The 21,921-nt window shown below is 68.6% G+C and carries 24 protein-coding genes and 1 tRNA gene; 14 read left to right on the top strand and 11 right to left on the bottom strand.

Annotated elements, in window-relative coordinates; all coding sequences use genetic code 11:
- Positions 1-213 precede the first annotated feature (213 nt).
- The gene (gene fmdA / locus P3X83_RS10040; protein WP_277304655.1) at positions 214-1,470 is read left to right on the top strand and encodes a formamidase; all 1,257 of its coding nucleotides are present in this window, start codon (positions 214-216) and stop codon (positions 1,468-1,470) included.
- 69 nt (positions 1,471-1,539) lie between these two features.
- Here the strand turns inward: fmdA and P3X83_RS10035 are convergent, their stop codons facing one another.
- On the bottom strand, positions 1,540-2,778 hold the full coding sequence (locus P3X83_RS10035) for an MFS transporter (protein ID WP_277304654.1): 1,239 nt from the start codon (positions 2,776-2,778) through the stop codon (positions 1,540-1,542).
- Positions 2,779-2,873: 95 nt separating this feature from the next.
- Here P3X83_RS10035 and P3X83_RS10030 point away from each other — a divergent pair, with 95 nt between their 5' ends.
- Both P3X83_RS10030 and P3X83_RS10025 read left to right on the top strand, forming a co-directional pair.
- On the top strand, positions 2,874-3,425 hold the full coding sequence (locus tag P3X83_RS10030; RefSeq protein ID WP_277304652.1) for an ABATE domain-containing protein: 552 nt from the start codon (positions 2,874-2,876) through the stop codon (positions 3,423-3,425).
- Between the two features lie 217 nt (positions 3,426-3,642).
- Positions 3,643-5,160 carry a ricin-type beta-trefoil lectin domain protein gene (locus tag P3X83_RS10025; protein ID WP_277304651.1) on the top strand — a complete coding sequence of 506 codons (1,518 nt, stop codon included), beginning with the start codon at positions 3,643-3,645 and terminating at the stop codon, positions 5,158-5,160.
- A 53-nt stretch (positions 5,161-5,213) separates the two neighbouring features.
- On the opposite strand, the gene P3X83_RS10020 is transcribed toward P3X83_RS10025, so the two are convergent.
- Complete coding sequence (locus P3X83_RS10020) at positions 5,214-5,750, bottom strand: hypothetical protein (protein ID WP_277304650.1); 537 nt, start codon at positions 5,748-5,750, stop codon at positions 5,214-5,216.
- On the opposite strand from P3X83_RS10020, the gene P3X83_RS10015 reads away from it, so the two are divergent.
- Positions 5,658-6,179, top strand: coding sequence for an aminotransferase class I/II-fold pyridoxal phosphate-dependent enzyme (locus tag P3X83_RS10015; RefSeq protein ID WP_277304649.1), 522 nt, complete (start codon positions 5,658-5,660; stop codon positions 6,177-6,179). The two genes, P3X83_RS10020 and P3X83_RS10015, sit on opposite strands and share 93 nt — an antisense overlap.
- Here the strand turns inward: P3X83_RS10015 and P3X83_RS10010 are convergent.
- On the bottom strand, positions 6,124-7,152 hold the full coding sequence (locus P3X83_RS10010; RefSeq protein ID WP_277304648.1) for a LacI family DNA-binding transcriptional regulator: 1,029 nt from the start codon (positions 7,150-7,152) through the stop codon (positions 6,124-6,126). The two genes, P3X83_RS10015 and P3X83_RS10010, sit on opposite strands and share 56 nt — an antisense overlap.
- Positions 7,153-7,189: 37 nt before the next feature.
- On the opposite strand from P3X83_RS10010, the gene hisD reads away from it, so the two are divergent.
- Positions 7,190-8,506, top strand: coding sequence for a histidinol dehydrogenase (hisD, locus tag P3X83_RS10005; protein WP_277304647.1), 1,317 nt, complete (start codon positions 7,190-7,192; stop codon positions 8,504-8,506).
- A gap of 49 nt (positions 8,507-8,555) precedes the next feature.
- On the opposite strand, the gene P3X83_RS10000 is transcribed toward hisD, so the two are convergent.
- Positions 8,556-9,077 carry a hypothetical protein gene (locus P3X83_RS10000; RefSeq protein WP_277304645.1) on the bottom strand — a complete coding sequence of 174 codons (522 nt, stop codon included), beginning with the start codon at positions 9,075-9,077 and terminating at the stop codon, positions 8,556-8,558.
- A gap of 451 nt (positions 9,078-9,528) precedes the next feature.
- Here P3X83_RS10000 and P3X83_RS09995 point away from each other — a divergent pair, with 451 nt between their 5' ends.
- Positions 9,529-9,912, top strand: a complete 384-nt coding sequence (locus tag P3X83_RS09995) for a hypothetical protein (protein WP_277304644.1) — start codon at positions 9,529-9,531, stop codon at positions 9,910-9,912.
- A gap of 109 nt (positions 9,913-10,021) precedes the next feature.
- Here the strand turns inward: P3X83_RS09995 and P3X83_RS09990 are convergent, their stop codons facing one another.
- Entirely contained in the window at positions 10,022-10,387 is a 366-nt protein-coding gene (locus tag P3X83_RS09990; RefSeq protein ID WP_277304643.1) for a DUF5997 family protein, read from the bottom strand.
- Positions 10,388-10,441: 54 nt separating this feature from the next.
- On the opposite strand from P3X83_RS09990, the gene P3X83_RS09985 reads away from it, so the two are divergent.
- Complete coding sequence (locus P3X83_RS09985; protein WP_277304642.1) at positions 10,442-11,155, top strand: LysR family substrate-binding domain-containing protein; 714 nt, start codon at positions 10,442-10,444, stop codon at positions 11,153-11,155.
- A gap of 285 nt (positions 11,156-11,440) precedes the next feature.
- On the opposite strand, the gene P3X83_RS09980 is transcribed toward P3X83_RS09985, so the two are convergent.
- Complete coding sequence (locus P3X83_RS09980) at positions 11,441-11,842, bottom strand: DUF4440 domain-containing protein (RefSeq protein ID WP_277304641.1); 402 nt, start codon at positions 11,840-11,842, stop codon at positions 11,441-11,443.
- 153 nt (positions 11,843-11,995) lie between these two features.
- Here P3X83_RS09980 and P3X83_RS09975 point away from each other — a divergent pair, with 153 nt between their 5' ends.
- The 3 genes from P3X83_RS09975 (at position 11,996) to P3X83_RS09965 (ending at position 13,523) form a co-directional block, all read left to right on the top strand.
- Positions 11,996-12,301, top strand: a complete 306-nt coding sequence (locus tag P3X83_RS09975) for a helix-turn-helix domain-containing protein (RefSeq protein WP_277304639.1) — start codon at positions 11,996-11,998, stop codon at positions 12,299-12,301.
- A gap of 518 nt (positions 12,302-12,819) precedes the next feature.
- Positions 12,820-13,272 carry a DUF2975 domain-containing protein gene (locus tag P3X83_RS09970; protein ID WP_277304638.1) on the top strand — a complete coding sequence of 151 codons (453 nt, stop codon included), beginning with the start codon at positions 12,820-12,822 and terminating at the stop codon, positions 13,270-13,272.
- On the top strand, positions 13,272-13,523 hold the full coding sequence (locus P3X83_RS09965; protein ID WP_277304637.1) for a helix-turn-helix transcriptional regulator: 252 nt from the start codon (positions 13,272-13,274) through the stop codon (positions 13,521-13,523). Before P3X83_RS09970 ends, P3X83_RS09965 begins: the two co-directional genes overlap by 1 nt.
- A gap of 706 nt (positions 13,524-14,229) precedes the next feature.
- Here P3X83_RS09965 and P3X83_RS09960 read toward each other — a convergent pair.
- Both P3X83_RS09960 and P3X83_RS09955 read right to left on the bottom strand, forming a co-directional pair.
- Positions 14,230-14,904 carry a hypothetical protein gene (locus tag P3X83_RS09960; protein WP_277304636.1) on the bottom strand — a complete coding sequence of 225 codons (675 nt, stop codon included), beginning with the start codon at positions 14,902-14,904 and terminating at the stop codon, positions 14,230-14,232.
- A 501-nt stretch (positions 14,905-15,405) separates the two neighbouring features.
- Complete coding sequence (locus tag P3X83_RS09955; protein ID WP_277304635.1) at positions 15,406-16,692, bottom strand: hypothetical protein; 1,287 nt, start codon at positions 16,690-16,692, stop codon at positions 15,406-15,408.
- A gap of 358 nt (positions 16,693-17,050) precedes the next feature.
- Here P3X83_RS09955 and P3X83_RS09950 point away from each other — a divergent pair, with 358 nt between their 5' ends.
- From P3X83_RS09950 to P3X83_RS09940, 3 genes are all read left to right on the top strand, one after another.
- Positions 17,051-17,350 (top strand): hypothetical protein, encoded by a 300-nt coding sequence (locus P3X83_RS09950; protein WP_277304634.1) that lies wholly within the window; start codon positions 17,051-17,053, stop codon positions 17,348-17,350.
- A gap of 259 nt (positions 17,351-17,609) precedes the next feature.
- Entirely contained in the window at positions 17,610-18,341 is a 732-nt protein-coding gene (locus P3X83_RS09945; protein ID WP_277304633.1) for a GntR family transcriptional regulator, read from the top strand.
- A gap of 163 nt (positions 18,342-18,504) precedes the next feature.
- The gene (locus P3X83_RS09940; protein WP_277304632.1) at positions 18,505-19,047 is read left to right on the top strand and encodes a hypothetical protein; all 543 of its coding nucleotides are present in this window, start codon (positions 18,505-18,507) and stop codon (positions 19,045-19,047) included.
- Positions 19,048-19,092: 45 nt separating this feature from the next.
- Here P3X83_RS09940 and P3X83_RS09935 read toward each other — a convergent pair.
- From P3X83_RS09935 to P3X83_RS09925, 3 genes are all read right to left on the bottom strand, one after another.
- Positions 19,093-19,168, bottom strand: a tRNA-Ala gene (locus tag P3X83_RS09935).
- A gap of 413 nt (positions 19,169-19,581) precedes the next feature.
- Positions 19,582-20,304, bottom strand: a complete 723-nt coding sequence (locus P3X83_RS09930; RefSeq protein ID WP_277304631.1) for an HAD-IA family hydrolase — start codon at positions 20,302-20,304, stop codon at positions 19,582-19,584.
- A 61-nt stretch (positions 20,305-20,365) separates the two neighbouring features.
- Positions 20,366-20,485: a DLW-39 family protein gene (locus P3X83_RS09925; RefSeq protein WP_013130296.1), complete on the bottom strand. Its 120-nt coding sequence runs from the start codon at positions 20,483-20,485 to the stop codon at positions 20,366-20,368.
- Positions 20,486-20,729: 244 nt separating this feature from the next.
- On the opposite strand from P3X83_RS09925, the gene P3X83_RS09920 reads away from it, so the two are divergent.
- Entirely contained in the window at positions 20,730-21,914 is a 1,185-nt protein-coding gene (locus P3X83_RS09920; RefSeq protein WP_277304630.1) for an acyltransferase, read from the top strand.
- Positions 21,915-21,921 lie beyond the last annotated feature (7 nt).

Raw genomic sequence — 21,921 nt, 5'->3', positions numbered from 1 at the left:
GCTCACGCCTGAGGCGGTCGTCGGCCATGCCGAGATCGCTGCCGCTGAAGGCGTCCCACGTCATGGTCGAATGATCGCGCGATCTACCGTGCCGGGTCCGCGAGTTGAGCGAAGTGGGACGGACACTTTCCATTAACCCGCTGAACTGCGGATATATCTAATTTGGAGGTGTCTCGCGACGCCTGCCAGTCGCGATACCGAAAGGACCCAGCCGTGCCGGAGCTGATCTTCCCACTCGACTCGACCAAGAAGTTCACCGACCAGGTCAAGATCGGCCACAACCGCTGGCATCCGGAGATCCCGCCGGTGGCGCAGGTACGGCCGGGCGACAGCTTCCGGGTCCACTGCCGGGAGTGGTTCGACGGCGCGATCCACAACGACGACTCCGCCGAAGACGTCCGCGACGCCCCGTTGAAGACGGTGCACGCGCTCAGCGGCCCGTTCGCCGTCGAAGGCGCCGAACCGGGCGACCTGCTGATCGTGGACATCCTCGACCTCGGGCCCATCCCCCAGGAGGACAGCGGCCCGCTGGCCGGTCAGGGCTGGGGCTACACCGGGATCTTCCCCCTGAAGAACGGCGGCGGCTTCCTCACGGAGCAGTTCCCCGACGCGTACAAAGCCATCTGGGACTTCTCCGGCCAGACCGCTACATCGCGCCATATTCCCGGAGTGTCCTTCGTCGGCATCGTCCACCCCGGCCTGATGGGCACCGCGCCGTCCGCCGAACTGCTGGCCAAGTGGAACGCCCGTGAGGCGGCGCTGATCGCCACCGCCCCGAACCGGGTACCGCCCCTGGCCCTGCCGCCCGAGCCCCAGGACGCCATCCTCGGCTCGGTGCCGTCGTCGGACTTCGATCGGGTGGCCGGCGAGGCGGCCCGCACCGCACCGCCCCGGGAGAACGGCGGCAACCAGGACATCAAGAACCTCACCCAGGGCTCCCGGATCTTCTACCCGGTGTTCGTGCCCGGCGCGAACCTGTCGGTCGGCGACCTGCACTTCTCCCAGGGTGACGGCGAGATCACCTTCTGCGGCGCCATCGAGATGGGCGGCTTCATCGACCTGCACGTCGATCTCATCAAGAACGGCATGCAGACCTACAACGTGGGAGAGAACACCATCTTCATGCCGGGCCGCACCGCCCCGCAGTACAGCGAATGGCTCGCGTTCTCCGGCACGTCCGTCACCCTGTCCGGCGAGCAGCGCTACCTCGACTCGCACCTGTCCTACCAGCGCGCCTGCCTGCACGCCATCGACTACCTGACGACGTTCGGCTACACCCCCGAGCAGGCGTACCTGCTGCTCGGCGCCGCCCCGATCGAAGGCCGCCTGTCCGGAGTCGTGGACATCCCCAACGCCTGCGCCACCGTCTACCTGCCGACCGCCATCTTCGACATCGACATCCGCCCGAGTTCCTCGGGCCCGATCCGCGTCGCCAAGACCGGCACCGCCCCGCACGCCGCCTTCCAGTGAGGCCGGTGGATCTCGCCGAGAGTGCGGAGGAAGTACGGCGTACGTGACCCTGGTCCCACGATCGATAGATCAGGTACACGGCGCCTCTTCCTTCGGCTCGATGGCCGCCGACAGGTCGGTGCGCAGAGCGTAAGGGACGAAGACGACAAATACGGCGACGGCGAGGGCCGTGGCGAGGGCGAAGGCCGTCCGGATGCCCCACAGTTCGGCCACGACTCCGGCCAGGGCCGCGCTGATCGGGATGACGCCCCAGCTCAGCACGCGGGAGGCGGCGTAGACGCGGCCCAGCATTTCCGGGGGCGACAGGTTCTGCCGGATCGTGGCCACCAGGACCCGCCAGACGCTCGACCCGGCGCCCGCGATCACCGCGCCGGCGGCCACCGTCCATACCGGTCCGCCGAACGCCACCGGGGCCACCAGCAGGACGGTTCCGGCGGCGTCGGCGATCAGCAGCCTGGTCACTCCGAACCGGCGGCGTAACGGCTCGACGACCGCCGACGCCAGGAGTCCGCCCACGGCCATCGCCGTGAGCAGCAGGCCGTACTGGGCCACGGTGAGGCCGAGCGCGCCGGGGCGGACCGCGTACACGACGAGCAGCGACTCCGCGATGGCCCACGGGACGTTCATGACCGCGGTGAAGAGGGTCAGCGTCCGCACCACCGGCTGCCGCCACAGGTGACGGAAGCCCGCGACCACCCCGCTGCTTACCACAGGGGTGCCGGCGGGCTCGCGGCGCAGGGTCATCAGGGCGATCCCGGCGACGGCCAGCGCGTAGAGGGTCGCGCTCGCCCCCGTGGCCAGGGCGAGGCTGACGCCCGCGAGGAGACCCGCGAGCGGCGGGCCCGCCAATTGGTTGGTGACGTTGATGGTCGCCTCCACGCGCGCGTTGGCGCGGTTGCGGCCCGCCGGTTCGACGACCAGGGGGATGGTCGAGGTCAGCGCGGTGTCGACCAGCGCCTCCGCCGTCCCGAGCAGCACCGCCACGACGAGGATCATCGGCAGCGACAGGACGTCGGTGAGGTAGGCGGCGGACAGACCGGTCAGGGCCAGCACGCGGACCAGGTTCACCCCGCTCAGCAGCGTCCGGCGATCGACGCGATCGACGATCCAGCCCGCGTGCAGGCCGAAGAGCGGCCAGGCCAGGGAGAGCGCGGCCGTCACGGCGGCGACCCCGCCGGGCGAGGCGTCGGCGGCGAGGGCGAGCAACGGCAGGACGAACAGCGTCAGGCCGTCGCCGAGGTTGGCGGCCCCGGTGCCGAACCACAGCGCGTTGAACGACCGGCCCAGCGACACGGGGAGGAGACGCATCCGCTTCTCACCTTTCAAAGGCCTTTGACCGGTCATAGCGTGACGCGTGCCCATCTGACCTGTCAACCGTATTTGAACGGTGAGACACTGGAGGCGTGACTGCCATCGAGCTCGTCGGAAACGCGCTGTGCCTGGACTTCGCCAACACGGTGAACGACCGTCCGGTGGCCGATCGAGACTGGCTGCGAACCCCCGACGAGGCGGTGACCTGGGCCGCCGCGACCGGACACCCCATCGGCGACCCCGAAGGCGTCGCCGCCGCACTGCCCGAGGCCCGCACCCTGCGCGAGGCGATCTACCGGGTCTTCCGCGCGCTCGCCGTCGGCGAACCCCCACCACGGCCGGAGCTCGACGTCATCGCCACCACCCACGCCCACGGCCTCGCCCAAGGACGCCTGGAGGAGGCCGACGGTGGTTTCCGCTACTCCTGGCCGCCCCCGCGTACGGCGCGCACCCTGCTCTGGGAGGTCGCGGCCTCGGCCGTCGAACTCCTCATCCACGGCCCCCTGGACCGCCTCGGCGAATGCGACTCCTGCTGCTGGCTCTTCCTCGACACCAGCAAGAACCGCCGCCGCCGCTGGTGCAGCATGACCACCTGCGGCACCCGCGATAAATCCCGCCGCTACTACGCCCGTCGCCCTTCCTGACGCGCGCCGGATTCACCAGGAAACCTGGAAATTGGTCAGGAAACGGGCTGTCATGTGGATATCGGGGTCACGGACAATGTGCGCGACCGACGGGAGGAGAGCCATTCAGCCTTCCCACGCGGCGTTGGCCGGAAGCGCCGGATGGCGATCGGCTGAGGCGGCGCCGGGGTGATTCCCGGCGCGACTTCTCCATCCTCACCCCCCGCAAAGGACAACCGTGCGACTCACCGCATTGACCGGTGCGGCGGCATTGATCGCCGCGCTGGCCGTCCCGTCCATTCCCGCCCAAGCCGCGACCCCGACCCCCACCCCTCCCGCCGACGGCCCGAACATGGTGCAGGCCCTGCAGCGCGACCTGCGGCTCAGCCCCGAGCAGGCCCGCGTCCGCCAGGCCCACGAGGCCGCCGCCGGCACCGTGGAGGCGCGGGTCCGCAAAAGCCTCGGAAACCGCATCGGCGGCACCTGGTACGACGCTGGGCGGGAGCGCCTGAGCGTCGGCGTGCTCAACGCCGATGACGCCACGGCGGTCCGCGACGCGGGCGCCACCCCTGTGACCGTCCAACGCGGCGAAGAGCGGCTCGCCGCCGTCAAGGCCGCGCTGGACCGGGCCGCGAACACCGCAGGAAGCGACGTCTACTCCTGGTACGTGGACGTGCCGGGCAACACCGTGGTGGTGACGGCCGCCGACCTGACGGCGGGCGAACGGTTCGTCCAGGCCGCGGGCCTGTCCGCCGGCGACGGAGTGCGCGTCGCCGTCGATCGGGCGGCCAGGCCGCTGAGCGACATCCGAGGCGGCGACGAGATCGGCATCGGCGTCGAAGGGCAGGGCAGGATCGGCGTGTGCTCGGTGGGCTTCGCGGTCGACGACGGCGGCTTCATCACCGCCGGCCACTGTGGCGTGCCGGGCTACCTCACCCTGGGCCCCGGCGATTCCCCTCAGGGCACCTTCGTCAGCTCGACCTATCCGGGCGGCGACCTCGCGTGGGTCCGCACCAACGACGCCTGGACGCCCCGCCCGTGGGTCAACGACCACAGCGGCGGCAATGTCCCGGTGACCGGCACCCAGGAGGCCCCGATCGGGGCGTCGGTCTGCCGGTCCGGCCGTACGACGCAGTGGCGCTGCGGGGTGATCGAGGCCAAGGACGTCACCGTCAGATTCTGGAACGGCATCGTCCCTGGGCTCACCAGGACCACGGCGTGCGCGGGGGGCGGCGACTCCGGCGGACCGTTCATCTCCGACAGCGAGGCGCAGGGCGTGCTCTCCGGTGGCGGTGGCGACTGCACCTCCGGGGGTTTCACCCTCTTCCAGCCGGTCAATCCGATCCTTCACCAGTACAACCTCACCCTGACCACCACAAAGCGCACCGGGCAGATCATCGGATGGAAGAACCGGTGCGTTGACGTGCCGTCCGCGCAGCCCGCCCCGGGCGAGCGTCCCAGGCTGTGGCAGTGCGGCCCCGGCGGCGCCCAGCTCTGGACGTTCCACCGGGACGGCACGATCCGCGACTTCAACCTGTGTCTCGACGTCGCGGGCGGCTCCACCGCCGAGCGCGCCGCCGTCCAGCTGTCCCGCTGCGACGGCGGGCCGTCCCAGCGGTTCTCGCTCACCACGGCGGGCGCCCTGGTCAACGCCAACGCCGGCAAGTGCGTAGAAGCCGCGGCGGGCGGCGCGGCCAGCCGGCTCCAGTTGGCGACCTGCCACGGCGGCGCCCGCCAGCAGTGGCGCAGGGGCTGATCGACGGCCAAGAGGGAGGGCGGCGGCGCGCAATGCCGTCGCCCTCCCGGTCTCTATGAGATCAACTCGGCAGTATGCTGAGAGTCAAGTCCTGGAGGAACCGAGCGATCCGTCATGGTTAGTCCATACGCGTACCCATCGAATTCATGACAGAGCCCGTTACGCTCCCGTTCCCTCTCCTGCCTTCCTTGTCCAGGTAGACGGTTATGCCGACGCCGGCCTTGCCGTACTGCCTGACCAGGCCGGGGGTCGTCCGTCGCGAGTAGCGCGATCTTGCGGCCTCCCGTGTCGGTGGGCGTCGCCAGCCGTACGAGGCCGTGGCCGAGGGTGAGCGCGACCAGCGCGCCCGAGATCACCGCCACCCGTGGCCGCAGGACCGCGACCGAGGCCGGGACGAACAGCAGCAGGAACGTGATGCCCCACACCCCGGTGACCGACGCGGTCTGCAGCACGGGCAGGAAGTCGGCCTGCGTGTACGCCAAGCTCCACCACGCGCCGTGCTGTCCGGCGAGGTTCATGGCGTACTCGACGGTGACCAAGACGGCCGGGAGGGCCACCGCCGCCGACAGCGGACGGCCGCGCGCCAGCAAAGTGCGGAAGAGCAGAAGCGCCAGGCCGTAGCAGAGTGCGGGGCCCGCGACGCGCTGCGGCTCGCCTCGGAGGCCGGCGCGGCCAAAGAGGCGCTCCACCGCAACGCCGCCAGGTTCCGGACCGGCATGGACCGGGCCGGGTTCTCGCTGCTGGCGGGGGAGCACCCGATCGTGCCCGTGCTGTTCCCTGACGCGGTGACCGCCGTCGCCGTCGCCGACGAGCTGCTCGCGCGCGGCGTGTACGTCATCGCGTTCAGCTATCCGATCGTGCCCAAGGACAGCCCGCGGATCCGCGCGCCGTTGTCCGCCGCGCACACCGACGAGGACATCGAGGAGGACATCGAGGAGGGCATCGACCGGTGCGTCGCCGCGTTCACCGAGGCGTGGACGGCGGTGCGTGGGTACCGCGCAACACCAGCGCCGGAGTGATCGTCCGTTCGACCGGCGTGACCTCGCCGCCGATGGCCGCCAGCAGCATCGTGGCCCCCAGGTCGGCCATCGCAGCGAGGTCGGTGCGGACGGTGGTGAGGTCGATCATCGGCCGGCTCGCCATCCCGATGTCGTCGAACCCGATGACGCTGAGGTCGGCGGGCACGCCCAGGCCGAGCCGCCGGGCCGCCGACAGGGCGCCGAGCGCGATGACGTCGTTGCCGCAGACGAGCGCCGTGGGCCGGTCACGCCGCCTCAGCAGCTCGACGGCCTCGGCCTCGGCCTCGTCGTGCGCGAACGGAACCTGTCGGGCCAGGTCACGCCGTACGGCGATGCCGCGCTGCCGCAGCCGGGCGCGCAGCGCCTGAGCGCGCTCCCGGCCGGTGGAGGTGGCCACCGGGCCGTTCAGCATGCCGACCACGGTGTGCCCGAGATCCACCACGAGGTCGGCCACCTGCGTCGCCCCGAGGCGATTGTCGACGCCGCAGCTCGGCGACTCGGCGTGGTCGAGCACGCGGTTGAGGAGCACGTGGGGGACCCCTCGCTCGGTCAGGTCGCGGGGCAGCGTGGAACGCCGTGGCGTGGTGGTGAGGATGACGCCGTCGTACGAGCCGTCGGCCAGCGCCGGCAACGACGCCGAGCCCGCGTCGTCCGCGACCACGACGCACCGGTAGCCGTTCACCTCAAGCGCGGCCCGCAGCGGCTCGACCAGCTCCGGGTAGAAGGGGTTGGTGAGCTCCCCGGCCACGATCGCCACGCGGCGGGTCGTACGCGTGACCAGCGCGCGTCCCCGGTCACTGGGGATGTAGGAGAGCTCGCGCGCCGCGGCGAGCACCCGCTCCCGCGTCTCTGGGCTGACTCCCGGCGCGTTGCGCAGGGCGCGCGACACCGTCGGCTGCGTGACCCCGGCCAGACGGGCGACGTCGAACCCGGTCGGCCCGACGTCGGCGGGGTGACGTGGGCGAGGGGGCATGTTGACAAGCATACGTATGCGGGCGAACGTCGTCGGCATGTCCAGACACTTGAAGTCGGCCGTAGGCGCAGCGGCGGACGAGGCCGCACGACGCCAGGTCGAGGCCACGGTCGCCCAGGTCATCGCCGACGTGCGCAGCGACGGCGACGCGGCGGTGCGCCGCTATTCGGAGCGGTTCGACCGCTGGTCCCCGGAGAGCTTCCGGCTCTCGCAGGACGAGATCGAGCGCATCGTCGCCGGCGTGCCCGAGCAGACGATCGACGACATCAAGGCCGTCCAGGCGCGCGTGCGCAGGTTCGCCCAGCACCAGCGCGACTCCCTGACCGACTTCGAGGTCGAGACCGAGCCCGGCGTCCACCTGGGCCAGCGCAGCATCCCCGTCGAGGCGGCCGGGGCGTACGTGCCGGGCGGACGCTACCCGCTGGTGGCCTCGGCCCACATGACGGTCGTGACGGCGAAGGTCGCCGGTGTCGAACACGTGCGGGCGTGCACGCCGCCCATCCGCGGTGAGGTGCCGGCGGCCACCGTCGCCGCCCTGCACCTGGCGGGCGCGGACGAGATCCACCTGCTCGGCGGCACGCAGGCCGTCGCGGCGATGGCCCTCGGCACCGAGAGCATCGGCAAGGTGGACCTGCTCGCCGGCCCCGGCAACGCCTACGTCGCCGAGGCGAAGCGCCAGCTCTTCGGCGAGGTCGGCATCGACCTGTTCGCCGGGCCGACCGAGATCCTGGTGATCGCCGACGACGTCGCCGACCCGTTCACGGTCGCGGTCGACCTCCTCAGCCAGGCCGAACACGGCCCCGACTCGCCGGCCGTACTGGTGACCACCTCCGAGGCCCTGGGCCGTGAAGTCATGCGGCTCGTGGCGGAAATCCTTGTCGAGATGCCCACCGCCGACATGGCCGCCCCCGCATGGCGCGACCACGGCGAGGTCGTCGTCGCCGACGACCTGGACGAAGCGTGGCGGATCGCCGACGCGTACGCCTCCGAACACGTCCAGGTGCTCACCCGCGAGCCCCGGCAGGCCCTTGAGCGAATGCGCAACTACGGGGCGCTGTTCCTGGGCGAGCGGACCTGCGTCAGCTACGGCGACAAGGTGATCGGCACCAACCACACGCTGCCCACCCGCGGCGCGGCGCGTCACACCGGCGGCCTGTGGGTCGGCAAGTACCTCAAGACGGTCACCTACCAGGAGGTCACCGACCCGGCCGCGAGCGCAGAGCTCGGGACACTGTGCGGACGCGCCGCCCGCGTCGAACTCTTCGAGGGCCACGCCCGCTCCGGCGACCTGCGCGCCCACCTGTACGGCGGCGCCCCCTTGCCGTGGGCCCCGACGAGGGAGGCCCGGTCATGAACGTCCCCACCTACGACTCCGGGTCCCGCCTCGGCATGCGCTGCTATGGCTACTCCCCCCTCCACCTCACCACGATGCACGCGAACGCCCCGATCCGCATGATCGTCACATTGCGCTCGTGCGCCAAAAGCCGTGCCACCTGCTCCTGCAGCCACATCAGCAGGAGCCCCGGCGCGTAGAACAAGAGAATGGGCCCGAACACCGCGAAGATCATGGTCACCAGGAAGGCCACGACGAAGAGCAGAACGCTGAGCACCGGGATGTCGGGCATGCGTTCGACCAGGTCCACCAGGATGAACACGTGCTCCGACACCGCCGGTATCAGAAAGAACGCCGACCCGATCGCGGACAACACCAGGAGAGCACCGGCGTTCTTGATGACGGGGGCGAGACGTTTCAGGCGCTCGGCACCGACGATGTCCAGCAGGATGGTGAGCCCGCCCACGAAGCTCAGGACCTTCCCGATGCGACCGACCCACACCATGGACATGACCCCGAACAGATCATGGCCGAGCGTGGACTTCCCTTCCCACCAGATCCCCCACGCCTCGAAGTAGCCGATGCTCGCCACACCCGGAGCGTAGGACGCTGTCGCGACCCCTTCCACCCATTACGGCCTGTCGGTGCCACTTCGATCAGCTCTGAAGCCGGCACGGATGTGGGATGCACACCGGCGTTTTGGTGCTCTACCTTTTGAGCTACACAGGCCGAAACCCGCGGCGGGACTCGAACCCGCAACCGCCCCATTAGAAGTGGTAACCGACACGCTTCGACCCGCGCCGACATCAGACCTGACCAGCCCACCAGGCCAGACAGGACGCGGATGTGCTGAGCGGGCACCGGGGTTTCTCTTTTACAGAAAGATAACCGGCACCCATTCGACCCGCGCCTCATCGGGCTCGTGAACTACATCCAACCGTACCGGTGGGCGTGACACGTCACACCTGAATTTCTAAGGAACACCCCTCGCGGACTTGAAGGGGAGCAAAGGGGCCGGTGAAACCTGTGCGAGTCATCCGTGAGTGCTGCACACCATTCCAACGAACTTCACCTCCACGGCCGTACGCCTTCGCGACATCAAGAGCGCGACGCGTTCAGGCTGGAAGGGCGCGGCCATGACCCACCGTGCCCGGGCCATGCGCGGGGAGCGCGTCCAATCTCCGATCGGAATCGACCCCGATTCGACCACGGGCCTGATCAAGACGCTGACCCAGGCGTTTCCGCTCATGGCCGTCCACATCGAGGAGATCGACCCAGATGTCTGCTACATCGGTCGTGCCCACGGGATCACCCGAGAGAAGCGCCTGCGCCACCAGGAGATCCGCCCGGCGGCGAACTGGTCACGCACCGACTCCACGAACAGGACACCGGACATCACCCGCTTCGACGTCGGCGCGGGTACATAGACGCCCTCCACGCGATCGGCGGAGACCCACCAGCGCATTGATCTTCAGCAGCAGTCCAGCCAGAACGGCGGCGGGCCGAACCAGACCCCTCACCCCGTCCATCGGCCGCCTAGCGCTCCTTGAGGCGCTGCGCTTCCTTGCGCACCTCGGCCTGAACCGACCGCTCGCGCTTGAGCCATTCGGGCTCCTCCGCCTTGATGGCGTCGATCTCGGCGGTGGTGAGCGGCCCGGTGATGCCACCCCTGGCCAGACCCGAGTTGGAGATGCCCAGCTTCACGGCGGCGACCTGCCTCGGATGCGGCCCGTTGCGCCGCAGCTCGGCCAGCCACGCCGGCGGATCGGCCTGCAGCGCGTTCAGCTCATCCCGGGAGACGACTCCCTCCTGGAACTCGGCGGGAGTGGCCGAGAGCAGCACACCCAGCTTCTTGGCCGCGGTCGCGGGCTTCATCGTCTGAGTGGTCTTGAGCTTGGCCATGGTCTCAAGGGTATGACGCGAAGCCGCCTTCCCGGAAACCGGTACCGTGATGAGGTGACTGACAGGGAATTCCGGCTGGCTTACGTGCCTGGTGTGACGCCCGCCAAATGGGTCAACATCTGGGCCGAGCGTGTACCCGACGTGCCACTCACCCTGATCTCCGTCGCCGCCGCCGACGCGGTGAGGTCCCTGCACGACGGCACCGCCGACGCCGCCTTCGTGCGCCTGCCCGTGGACCGTGAGGGACTCAGTGCGATTCCTCTCTATATCGAGACCACCGTGGTAGTAGTGCCGAAGGAGCACGCGGTGACCGCCGCCGACGAGGTGACCGTCGCCGATCTCGCCGACGAGGAGGTGTTCCATCCACTGGACGACACCCTCGGCTGGACGGCCCCGCCCGGACTACCGGCTTTCACCCGCCCCGGCACCACGGCTGAGGCGATCGAACTGGTGGCGGTCGGATCCGGTCTGCTCCTGGTCCCGCTGTCGCTCGCGCGCCTGTATCACCGCAAAGACCTGACCTACCGCCCGGTCGTGGAGACCCCGCAGTCACAGATAGCACTGGCCTGGCCCACAGAGGCCACGACCGACCTGGTCGAAGACTTCATCGGCATCGTCCGCGGCCGCACGGTGAACAGCTCCCGAGGCCGCACCCCCGCGCCGCCCACAGAAAAGACCCGCAAACAGCCCCGGAAGCCCACCCCGAACGGCTCGGCCCGCCGCGGCACCCAATCCACCCGTGGCAGAAGAGGCCACCGCCCCCGCTGAACCGCGTGCTGCCGCTCACAGATCTTGTCACCTACGGTGCCTATGCTTGCCGTCCATGAGTGCGGATCAGACTCCTGTTGTGCACGCCATAACGCTGAACGTGGGCCCCGGCAGACGCTCCGGGCGAGTACGGCCTCTTCCATGCCCTGCTCACTCGGCCGTCCGCCGAGGCCTGACACCACAGTGATCAGCCGAAACACCTGCCAGATCTCAGGTGTTCAAACTGGCCGGCCGGATGGCGGACAGGCAGAAGAAGCACTCGGATGACTACAGTAATGACGCAGATCACGATTGGCCGCCGATTCCCGGCTGCACGCCGAAAGGGTTGTCGATGGCATATCGCCAGCGCCCATCTTGCCCGCGTCGCGCGACATCAGTGGCGGTGCCCTCGATGTACACAGTGCGGCCATCACGGTCTGTGCCGTCTATGAGCCAGTCAACGATCAGCAAGGCGATGTCGCCCGTGGTGTAGACGTGCCGCGGCCGAACAGTGATCGGCAGCCCAAGTCTCAGGAATCGGCCATTGGCGGCGTGGGCCTCCTGCCCGGTCAGCGGTGAGCCCGGCTCCGGGACGAATACCGCCCCGGTCTCATAAACTTCCGCCACGGCCTCAGCATCCCCGGTGTTGAACCGCTCGGCGAACACCATGGGCACGTCCTCGGGGCGATCGGCAAGCTGCCGCATCATCGATGCATGTCCTTCCCAGCAGATAGATATCAATCAGATGCGGCAACGCTAGGAGGCGTCCTCGTGACTCACCAAACAGTTGGTCACCCAGCCCGGCCAGGCCTGCCTGACGACCCTCGCGCCAACGTCATCGAACCCACCCCCTCCTGTCCAGTGGAGATCACCCTCGCGGCACTGCATGGTCGCTGGACAACGCTGGTGATCCGCGAATTCCTGAAAGGCGACCACACCTTCACCGAACTCCGTCATGCCCTGCCCGAACTGTCGGACAAGGTGCTGTCCGATCGATTGGCGCACCTGACAGGCACCGGTGTGCTCGATCGCCGCCGCCAGCCGGGCTGGCCACCCCGGGTCCACTACACACTCACCTCGCACGGGCGCCGCCTCGGCCCTGTCCTCCAAGCACTATGGGACTGGGGCGCCCAGCACCAGCCACCCTCTTCGACCGAAACCCGATAGCCACGAGCCCGCGACATCGCTATGTGGCGGCCGTGGCAGCGCCGGTCGGAGCGTTCGCTCCGTACGCCGGGGCCAGCGCGCGGTGCCCGGCCCGGTGTCCCGCCACCGTCCTGGACCGGCCCCCAGGCCGCACGCCCGGACGGCGGGCGAGCGGCGTCCAGCACCGGAAAGCGGACCATGGTAATCCCCGATCTGATCACCGAAACGGGGACCAAAGAGTTTTGGGCCCCACCCGGCTGCCCCTTATCGGTGCACTTCCAAGGACTGTCGGCCGCAAGGCGTAGTCGGATGGCGTCCGATTTGCCCTCAAACAAGCCCGACTTCGACAAGATCAAGACGGCTCACGCGCACGCCATGCCATAGGCGGGGACGACCGCGTCCCGCCACGATCCGAAACCGCCCCAGCCCGCCGTCCCCGCACTTGCTTGACCTATCGAGATTCGATAGCTTCTCATCGTGACTCGATAGAAGGATGGGATATGGGAAAGCTGACAGTCCAGGCGCTTCGCGTCGTGCTCGTGGCGGTGTTCGCCGGCACCGTGTTCGTACAGGTGTTGACGGTGTGGGCGTTGGCCAGCGGAAACGACCCGGAGAACGGTTCGCTTCCCCTGACACCGATGCGCGTGATCACGATCCTGGGCATGGTGGCGGCCCAAGTCGCCCTGATCGGCGTATGGCGGCTGGTGACGATGGTCCGGCGCAAAACCGTGTTCTCTTCCGCCGCCTTCCGGTACGTGGACGCCGTGATCGGCGCGATCGTGGCGGCCGCCCTCCTATGGTTCGCGGTCACGGCCATCAACGCGCCGGATCAGCGGGACGACCCGGGCGTCACCGTCATCATGGGCGGCGTCGGCCTGGCCATCTTGGGGGTCGCGCTCATCGTGCTCTTGCTGCGGATGCTGCTCGCCCAAGCCATCGCGCGCGACGTCGAAGCGGCGGAGATGCAGGCCGAACTGGACGAGACGATCTGATGCCGATCGTCGTCGACATCGACGTGATGCTGGCCAGGCGGAAGATGTCCGTGGGCGACCTCGCGGACCGCGTCGGGATCACACCCACCAACCTGGCGGTACTCAAGAACGGCCGCGCCAAGGCGGTGCGCTTCACGACACTCGCGGCGCTCTGCGAGGCACTCGACTGCCAACCCGGCGATCTGCTGCGCTGGGAGGTCGAAGACGCCACGAACGGACAACATGCCCACAGCGGGGGCGAAAACGCCTGACACCACTAGCCTGACACGGCACGTCGACCGCATGAACGTGGATCGCCGCACGCAACAGCATCCCGACCTCGTTGGGCATGTTCCGGATGACTCACACCGCACGTCCTGGCCGACGACCACGACCCGCGAACGTGACCTCCCCAGCGCCCCCGTTCTTCCAGCGAGAAAGGGCGGGGGTTCGTCACAGGGGGAGCCAGGGGTTCGCCGCAGTCTCCCACAGCACGCAAGGCAAGAAGGGTGGGGTTGCCGCGTGATTAACGCACGAAGGACCTGCAGGTCTCATTCAGTCGCCGAACGGCGGCAGCTCTCGCGACTGCGGCGTTCGCATCCCTGTCGGGGTGGTCGCAGATAGCGGGGATCGGGTTGAGTTCCGCAACGCCTCTCAGGTTCAGGCAGATAAGTACCGTCGTGGTGGCAGCTGGCCAGCTGGCTGGTCGTAGCGCAGTCAAGATGCAGGCTCGCGAGAGGAGCCTTGGAGAGCGGATCGGGCACGCAACGGGCGCGGAAAGCCGAACCAGGCGGTTCACGAACAAAATCAGGCCAGGGGCATAGCCTCTGGCCTGCCTCTTTGTTGGGTGGAGCCTAGGGGATTCGAACCCCTGACTTCCTGCTTGCAAATCGGCCTGATCTTGGTTCGTATGGGCTCTGAGCTGGGCGGCGGGCTCCCCCCGAGTGACCGTGACTGACCGCTGTTGACCACCCACGCTCATGAGCAGAGCGGCAGATAGGAGCTGAAGTGGTCGACCACGATGTCTGCCACGGCCTCCGCATCGTCGAGCCCATCAACCTCAAGGACTCGTATGCCCAGGCGACGAGCGGAGCGGGCGGCCTCGTCAGCGACGAGGCGGTCTCGGGCGAGTCGGTTGCGCTGTGCTCGATCAGGGTCGCTGAGCGCGTGATGGACGGCGGCGGCACGGGGCAGTTCGCGGAGCTGACGCTCACGGAATTCCGCGCTCGGCACCATCACGATCATTCGACGGGGTGAGTCGATGATGGGGGCGACCAGCTCGGGACGCAGTCCCCACCCTTCGGCGATGATGGGGCGCCCCGATACCAGGCCACGCAGGTCGTCCAAGGCCCACTCGAACCGCGTGGGAAAGCCGGCCAGGGTCTCGTCGGCCATCTCTTGAGGGCTGGTGTTCACCCAGACGCTGTCCGGGTCGGGGTCTGCAGTGGGCTCGCCAAGTCGCGCTCGGCGTGCGATCCGACGGTCATTGTGTGCACGCGCGTCGTGATAGTCGTAGTGGTACGCGGTCAACCCGTATCGGGTGGCCAGCAGCCTGGCGACGGTGGATTTGCCGGCCCATTGGCCCCCTCCGATCCATAGGGCGTTGTGCAAAGTGCCGAACGGATCCCAGGCCTCACTATTCGTAGCGTTCACGGTTACAGTCTGACGGCGCACAGATCCCAGAAACAGCCTTGTTCTGCCTGCCCGGCCGGGAGATGATCGTAGAGAGGGAAGCGGCACACTCTCCGCTCGCAACTTGTCGAACGCCTCCGGCGCCGTAGCGCCTCCTGCCCCTTGAGTGTCCATCTGCGATCCGCCGATTCAGGGATCCAGCTCGGAGATCAGCCACGTCGCTCGGTGAGCCAAGGTGAGGAACGAACCCTGGATCGTCGATCGCCCCCATGCACGTACGGTGACCAGCCATGCAGTGGCGATCGTAGGGCTGCATCTGTGCGGCGGCGGGGCGACCCCGGTGGAGCGTTCGGTTGGTACGGCGGCGGCGGTGTGCGGTGCCCGGCCCGGTGTCCCGCCGCCGTCCGGGACCGGTTCCCAGGCCGCATGCCCGGACGGCGGGCGGGCGGAGGGCCGGGGTGCGGCGGCGCGGAGCGGCATCGCCTTGATACCTATGAGAACAATTCGGCAGTGGACCGCGCGTCAGTCGAGTAGTTCGGGTTGGCGTGTGGTCAGCGCTCGACGGGCGGTGAGGAATCGTTCGTGGAACTCTTGGGCCAGGGCTTCGCAGCGGTAGCGGTGCTGGAGGACGCGGTCGAGGTCGGCGGCGCGGTTGACGAGGTCGGTGAGGGAGCGGCGGTCGATGTCGAAGGCGGTCATGCCCTCGTCTACGGCGGCGTCGAGGTCGCCTTCGCGGGCGTGGATGATACCGAGGTCGATGCGTGCATCGGCGACGCGCATGGGGGCGTTGAAGGTGCCGTCCGGGCGGGTGTGCATGGTGATGGTCTCGCGGGCGTGTTCTTCGGCGCGGGCGTCGTCCCGTAGCCAGGTGTAGCAGGTGGCCGCGTAGAACACCCATTTGGCGTGGTCGAAGACGAAGTGGTGATCCGGGGTTGCGGGGATCGGAAGCTTGGACAGTACTTCGGCGCCACGGGTGAGGGCCTTGTCGGCTTGGCGGCGGTCACCCATGCGGGCCAGTCCGCGGGCCTCCTGCAAGGTCAGTTGGACCATGGCACTGGAGGTGCCGGCGCTTGCCTGGCCGGTGCGGGCGGCGGTCACGACGTCTTCGTAGCGGCCTTCGACCAGGGCGAACCAGGCGGACATCTCGTATGCCCAGCCCATGAGTTCGCCGTGGCCGACCTGTCGGCCCATCTCGTAGGCGGCGCGGCGGGCGGTTTCGGCCTCCTCGCGCTCCCCCAGGTCGAAGTGGACGCAGCCGAGCAGCGCGGTCAGCCATCCGGTGATGACGAGGAGTTCGCGGTGCTGGTCGAGGGTGAGGCGTCCGGCCAGAAGCCGGTTGATCTGGGCGAGGCGTTTGTGGGTGCGATCGCGCAGGGTGGCGGCGGAGACCACAGGGTAGGCCCGGCACAGCAGATCGACTGCTTCGGCGAGAGCTTCGAGCGTGCCGGTGCCGACGTCGGAGGCTTGGAGTTGCTGGGCGAGTTCCAGCGTGCCGTACAGGTCGGCCTCGGCGCGCAGGGCGTCGACGGGCATGGTGGTGGCTTCGACCAGGCGGGGCATCTGGCTCTTGGGGGCGAAGCCGAGCGCTTCGGATTGCAGGCCGGTGAGCTGGGTGAGTGCGAGCCGGTAGGGCGTGCGCGGCCAGGTGACTTCTCCCGTCTCCCACCTCCGGATGCGCTCTTCGTCGCATACCAGCCGTTCGGCGATTCCGGCCGGGGTGCCATTGATGCGGTGCGCCATCTCAGCACGGGTGAGTTGGTGCTCGTTGCGCCACGCCCGTAGCAGCACGTTAGGGACGGGTCCAGGCATCTCGCGCCTACCTCCCAGTAAGGGGAACCGAACAGGGGGGAATCAGCGGGACGTTTCGGGGTCCTGCCGATTCACGATTGCCGGTGGACTTGCCATCAAGCAACCACGGTACGTCACGCGGGCTTCCACAAGAGGGAGCACCGGACGAACTGAACAAGGAGATGGCGACGGTGGCCCGGCCAGATCAGACCAGCACGGAACGGCCTTGCCCGGCGTGTCGGGGGCGCGGGCACAAGTGGCGGAGTCCCCGTCGCGCGCTCCTGATCGCTTCCCCCAACGCAGAGCTAGGCCGGAACACGGAGGAGGAGCGAGTGTGTCTCGACTGCCTCGGAAACGGCCGGGCCGAAGGGAGCGGGCGATGAATCCGAACATGGTCGTTCAACTGACCGAGATGGCGGTGGCCGCAGGGGGTGATCCGGAGGATGAGGCGGACAAGCTGATCCAGCTACGGAATGCGTTGCTGGAATTGCAGGTGTCGGCGGAGCTGCGGGACAACGGCGCGGCGCTGCTGATCCGCAGGCCGGTGCCGGGTGCGCCGGTGTGGGTGTTCGTCGGGTACGGCGGCGTCTACTTCTCCTGGCAGTCTGCGGAAAGGCGGCATCCGGTGGCGGATGTGGATGGCGCGGCCCAGGTGCTCGCCAAGTACATCGCCCGGTAGGGACGGGCGTGGCGAGGCGGGCGCGGATCCCGGTTCGAGAGAGACCGGAATCGCCCCCACCCCGTCTCGTCATGCCATACGTCAGGCCCCGGTAGACGCTCCGAGTGAGTGCGGTTCTCACTTCCCATGCCGAGCTCGCTCGATCGTCCGCCGGGGCTTGACCGTGCCGGGACGGCTTGGCTGCCTGCGTGGACAGCATGTGCGGGTCACGCTACGCTCAACTTGGTAAAACAACCTGTCGGGTACTGGGTGGTCAATAATGTCCCTTGAGTCCGTACCGCCGAAGTACGCACAACTGGTCCAGACGCTGCAACGCCGGATCGAGTCCGGTGACTACCCGCCCGGTTCGCTGCTGCCCAGTGAGAATCAGCTCATCGCCGAGTTCGGGGTGTCCCGGCCCACGGTGGTCGCGGCGCTGCGGGTGCTGCGCGAACAAGGGTGGATCGAGTCCCAGCAGGGCAAGGGGCGGTTCGTGCGCGGGCGTCCGGCTCGCAGTGACGCCGAGCGTCCACGCCCAGGACGGGCCTACCTGACCGAACCGGAGACGGCCACGACGGGCGAGGTAGTAGAGGCCGGGGTGACCGCCGTCCCCAACCGGATCGCCGCGTTGCTGGAGAACGAGCCGGAGGGCAAGGCGTTCGTACGGCGTCGCCTGGTGCGGCGAGACGGCGAGCCCGGCGAGTTGGTGGCCTTGTGGGTGCCATTGGAGATCGCCCAGGGCACGGACCTGACCAGCGCCGAGCCGCTGCCGCAGGGGATCGGAGAGCATCTGCGTTCCCGTAAGGGCGTGCGGTTCGATCACGTGATGGAGCAGATCACCGCCCGGATGCCGAGCACGGCGGAGGCGAAGCGGCTCGGTATGGGCAAGGGTGTGCCGTTGCTGGCGGTGTACGGGGTGGTGCGGGACGCGGCGGGGGCGGCGTTGTGCGCGGTGGAGGTGTTGCTTCCGGCGGATCGGCATGAGCTGGAGGATGCCTATCCGGTGGGTTAGGGGAGTGTGTCTCGACGCGCGGAGCCCGCTTGGGTACTTGACCTACCAAGTGGGCTCTCTCTATTCTCGGAGCAGTTGACAGGTTAAGTGCCTGTCGTTCGAGTAGAGGGATCGCACTCATGGCACTACACGGCCCCATGCCGCCGGGCTGACGGTGTGGGCGTTGATCGACCCGGCCGACTTCGCCCGCTGGATCGGAATGCCGCTGCTGGCGTTCTGGCGACGCGTCTGGGTCTACCGACGGCACTGGCAGCCCGCCATGATGATCTCCGGTCTGGGCCGTCACCTGCGCGGCCGGGACTACCTGCCCCACCTGCTACGCGTGGCCTGCACGTCCTGGTCCGACCAGGTCACCGTCAAGATGCTCACCGGCCAGGCCGTCAAAGACTGGGCCGATCGCGCCGAGCACCTCGCGCACGCCGAGTCCGACAAGGGGTTGAAGCTGCGGATCACCGCCGTGCTCAAGGAAATGGGGCTGACGGGCCTGCACTTCCACGACCTTCGCCACACTGGCAACACCCTTGGCCGCACAGTCTGGGGCGAGCCTGGCCGATCTCAAGGCGCGGATGGGACACGACAGCGATCGGGCCGCGCTCATCTACCAGCACGCGACCAAGGACGCCGATCAGCGGATCGCGGATGCTCTCAGCACGCGAGTAGAGGCGGACAGGCGGAAGAGGCACCCGGATGGCTAATGGCCCGTTAATGGCCCGAGCGCCCCGTCACAAGATCAGTGGCGGGGTGTTTTGGCTGGTGGAGCCTAGGGGATTCGAACCCCTGACTTCCTGCTTGCAAAGCAGGCGCTCTGCCAACTGAGCTAAGGCCCCTCGGTCGCGTGGTCTGACCAGCGGATATGACCCGACTGGCGGACATGCACGCGTCGCATGCCGCCAGCACAGCATATAACGCCTCTGTCGGCGGTGACGGCCATCAGTGGTTTGGATGTGATCGCTAGGAGCCATGCGGCCAGGGGCAGCGCCTCGGGATCTCGCAGGGTCGGCATGGATGCCGACCGTATCTCCGGGGCGAGCGTTGATCGATCGACGGCCTCGGCCTTCTGGTAGGGCGGGAAGCGGTCGACCTTTCCAGTGGATCCAGGTGATCTACGAACGGCGCCAGCGTCGGGCGAAGCCCGACCCAAGGAGAACGTACGAGCGCAGCGAGGGCCTTTGGGCGTGAAGCTGCACGGGCGGTAGGAGCTGTGGGGGCCGCACGGACGGCAGGGCGGGGGGTTTGGGGGTTAGTGAGAGGTGGGGGTGGGTTGGGGTGGGATGGCGGGGGTTAGGAGGAGGGTGGGGAGGTCGGCGTGGGAGTCGAGGGTGTGGGTGGCGCCGCCGGTGAGGAGGCGTTCGCGGCTGTGGACTCCGGTGAGGATGCCGATGGCCGTCGGGGCGCCCGCGCGGCGGGCGGTGAGCATGTCGGACTCGGCGTCGCCCGCGACGGCTACGTGGCGGACGTCGTCGATGCCGAGGCGGAGGACGGCGGTGAGGATCATGTCGGGGAACGGCCGGCCGCGGCCCGCGTCGTCCGGGCTGATCGCCAGATCGACCTTGTCGATCCAGTTGAGGGCGGACAGCACGCGGCCGAGGGTGGCGCGGCTGAAGCCGGTGATGAGGGCGATCTTGACGCCGGAGGCGCGGATCTTGTCTAACGCCTCGACGACGCCCGGCTGGGGGACGAGCCCGGCGCGCTGGATGGCGCCCTCGTAGGCGCGTTCGAAGGTGAGGTTCGCGGCCTGGGCCTGCGCCTCGTTGGTGGGGAAGATGCCGCGGAAAACGTCGATCTTCGGGCATCCCCGGGACCGGTGCACGTGCACCATGGCACGAGCGTACGCACTGGTCCCGGGGACTATGCCCTGGGTCGCGATCGCTTCCGCGAACGCGCGCTCCACCATCGCGATGTCGCCGATGGTGGTGCCTGCGAGGTCCAGACAGAGCAGCTTCACGGGTGTGGCGATCGTCACGCCTGCACCTCCGCTGTTGTGCTCATGGACCGTCGGCGGACCCGCATTCCTGCCGCGGCGGTCAGTTCTCGCTGCCGGTCGCCTCAGTCCACAGATCGAGCTCGGCACGGTCAGCCTGCACCTTGCGCCAGATCAGCAGCCCCCCGAGAGCGACCAGCGCCAGAACGAGCAGCTTCTTCACGGTGTGACCCCACTTCTTGACGGTCTCACCTGCCGGGGTGAGACAACGCCCGGTTCCATCGGTTCTTTGCAGCCTAGCAAGGGATCGGACAGGAGCCCGGTTTGCCACGATACGCGGTTACGTGCAATCGCGCGGATTCGGGCCACCGGCAAACCACATCCACACTGTCGATGAAGTGCCCCAGAAGGGGTGATTCCGCGGTTCGCGAACACCTCACAAGGTGACCATGGGTACGGTTGGGGGGATGGTTACGGCCTCCCCGGTCTCCGCGACCGTTCCGGTGTCCGCGCCGCATCGCCTCGCCTGGCTGGACTGCCTGCGGGGTGTGGCGGCGCTGGCGGTCGTGGCCGAGCACATGCTGCCGTGGGTGGCCCCGACACTGCGCCCGTACTGGTTCAACCTTGGCATGTACGGCGTGCTGGTGTTCTTCCTGGTCAGCGGCTATATCATCCCTGCTTCCCTGGAACGAAAAGGCGATATCCGATCCTTCTGGATTAGCCGGATATTTCGCCTCTACCCCCTTTATCTGCTCATCATCGCCGTCGTCTTCGCGCTCTCCTGGTGGGTCCCCGTCCGGTCATACGTCACGCGCGACCCGTCCGCCGTCGCCGCGCACGTGACCATGCTGCACGACACCCTCAACGAGGCCGCCGTGGTCGACACCATGTGGACCCTCTCCTACGAGATGGTCTTCTACCTGCTGGTGACCGCGCTGTTCGTGGCGGGCCTGCACCGGCGCAGCGGCGGCATCGCGATCGTCTTCGGCGCGGCGGCGATCGTCGCGGGCCTGCTGCTCGACGCGCCGCTGCTGCAGGGCGCCTGGCCCGCCTACGCCTCGTTCGGCCTGTTCGCGGTCGGCATGGTCTGCCTGATCTCCGGACGGCTGCGCGCCACCGCCGCCTACGTGCTCGGCGCGATGGCGGTCGTACTGCTGATGACCGGCAGCTACGTGCCGTGGCTGGGGGCGGCGATCCTGGCGTCGATGTTCGCGGGCACGGCGATCTACCGCTGGGAGCGGAAGACCGGGCCGCTGTGGCCGGTGTTCGCCACGGCGGCGCTGATCTCGGTCAGCACCGCGTGGTCGATCCAGGCGGGGTGGTGGTGGGTCAGGCCGCAGGCGTGGATCACCACGATCGCGCTCGCGGGCGTCACGTTCGCGCTGGGGATGGCGGTGCGCAACCGGCGGATCCCGAAGGTGCTGGCCTGGCTTGGGCTGGTCAGCTACTCGGTGTACCTGGTCCACCATCCGGTGCTGAAGTACGTCCTGCACGTGACCGGGAGCCTGGAGAACGCGGCCTGGCCGGTCCAGACGGCCGCGGCGATCGGGATCCTCGCGGCCGTCCTGGGGATCAGCTGGGTGACCTACCGGCTCGTCGAGGCGCCGATGCAGCGCCTCGGCCGTCGCGTCGCGAAACGCTACGCCGTATAGGCACGCG

The organism is Spongiactinospora sp. TRM90649 (assembly GCF_029382225.1).
Lineage (GTDB): Bacteria > Actinomycetota > Actinomycetes > Streptosporangiales > Streptosporangiaceae > Spongiactinospora.
The sequence above is the reverse complement of the archived record's forward strand: the minus strand, read 5'-3'. Positions and strand labels throughout refer to the sequence as shown.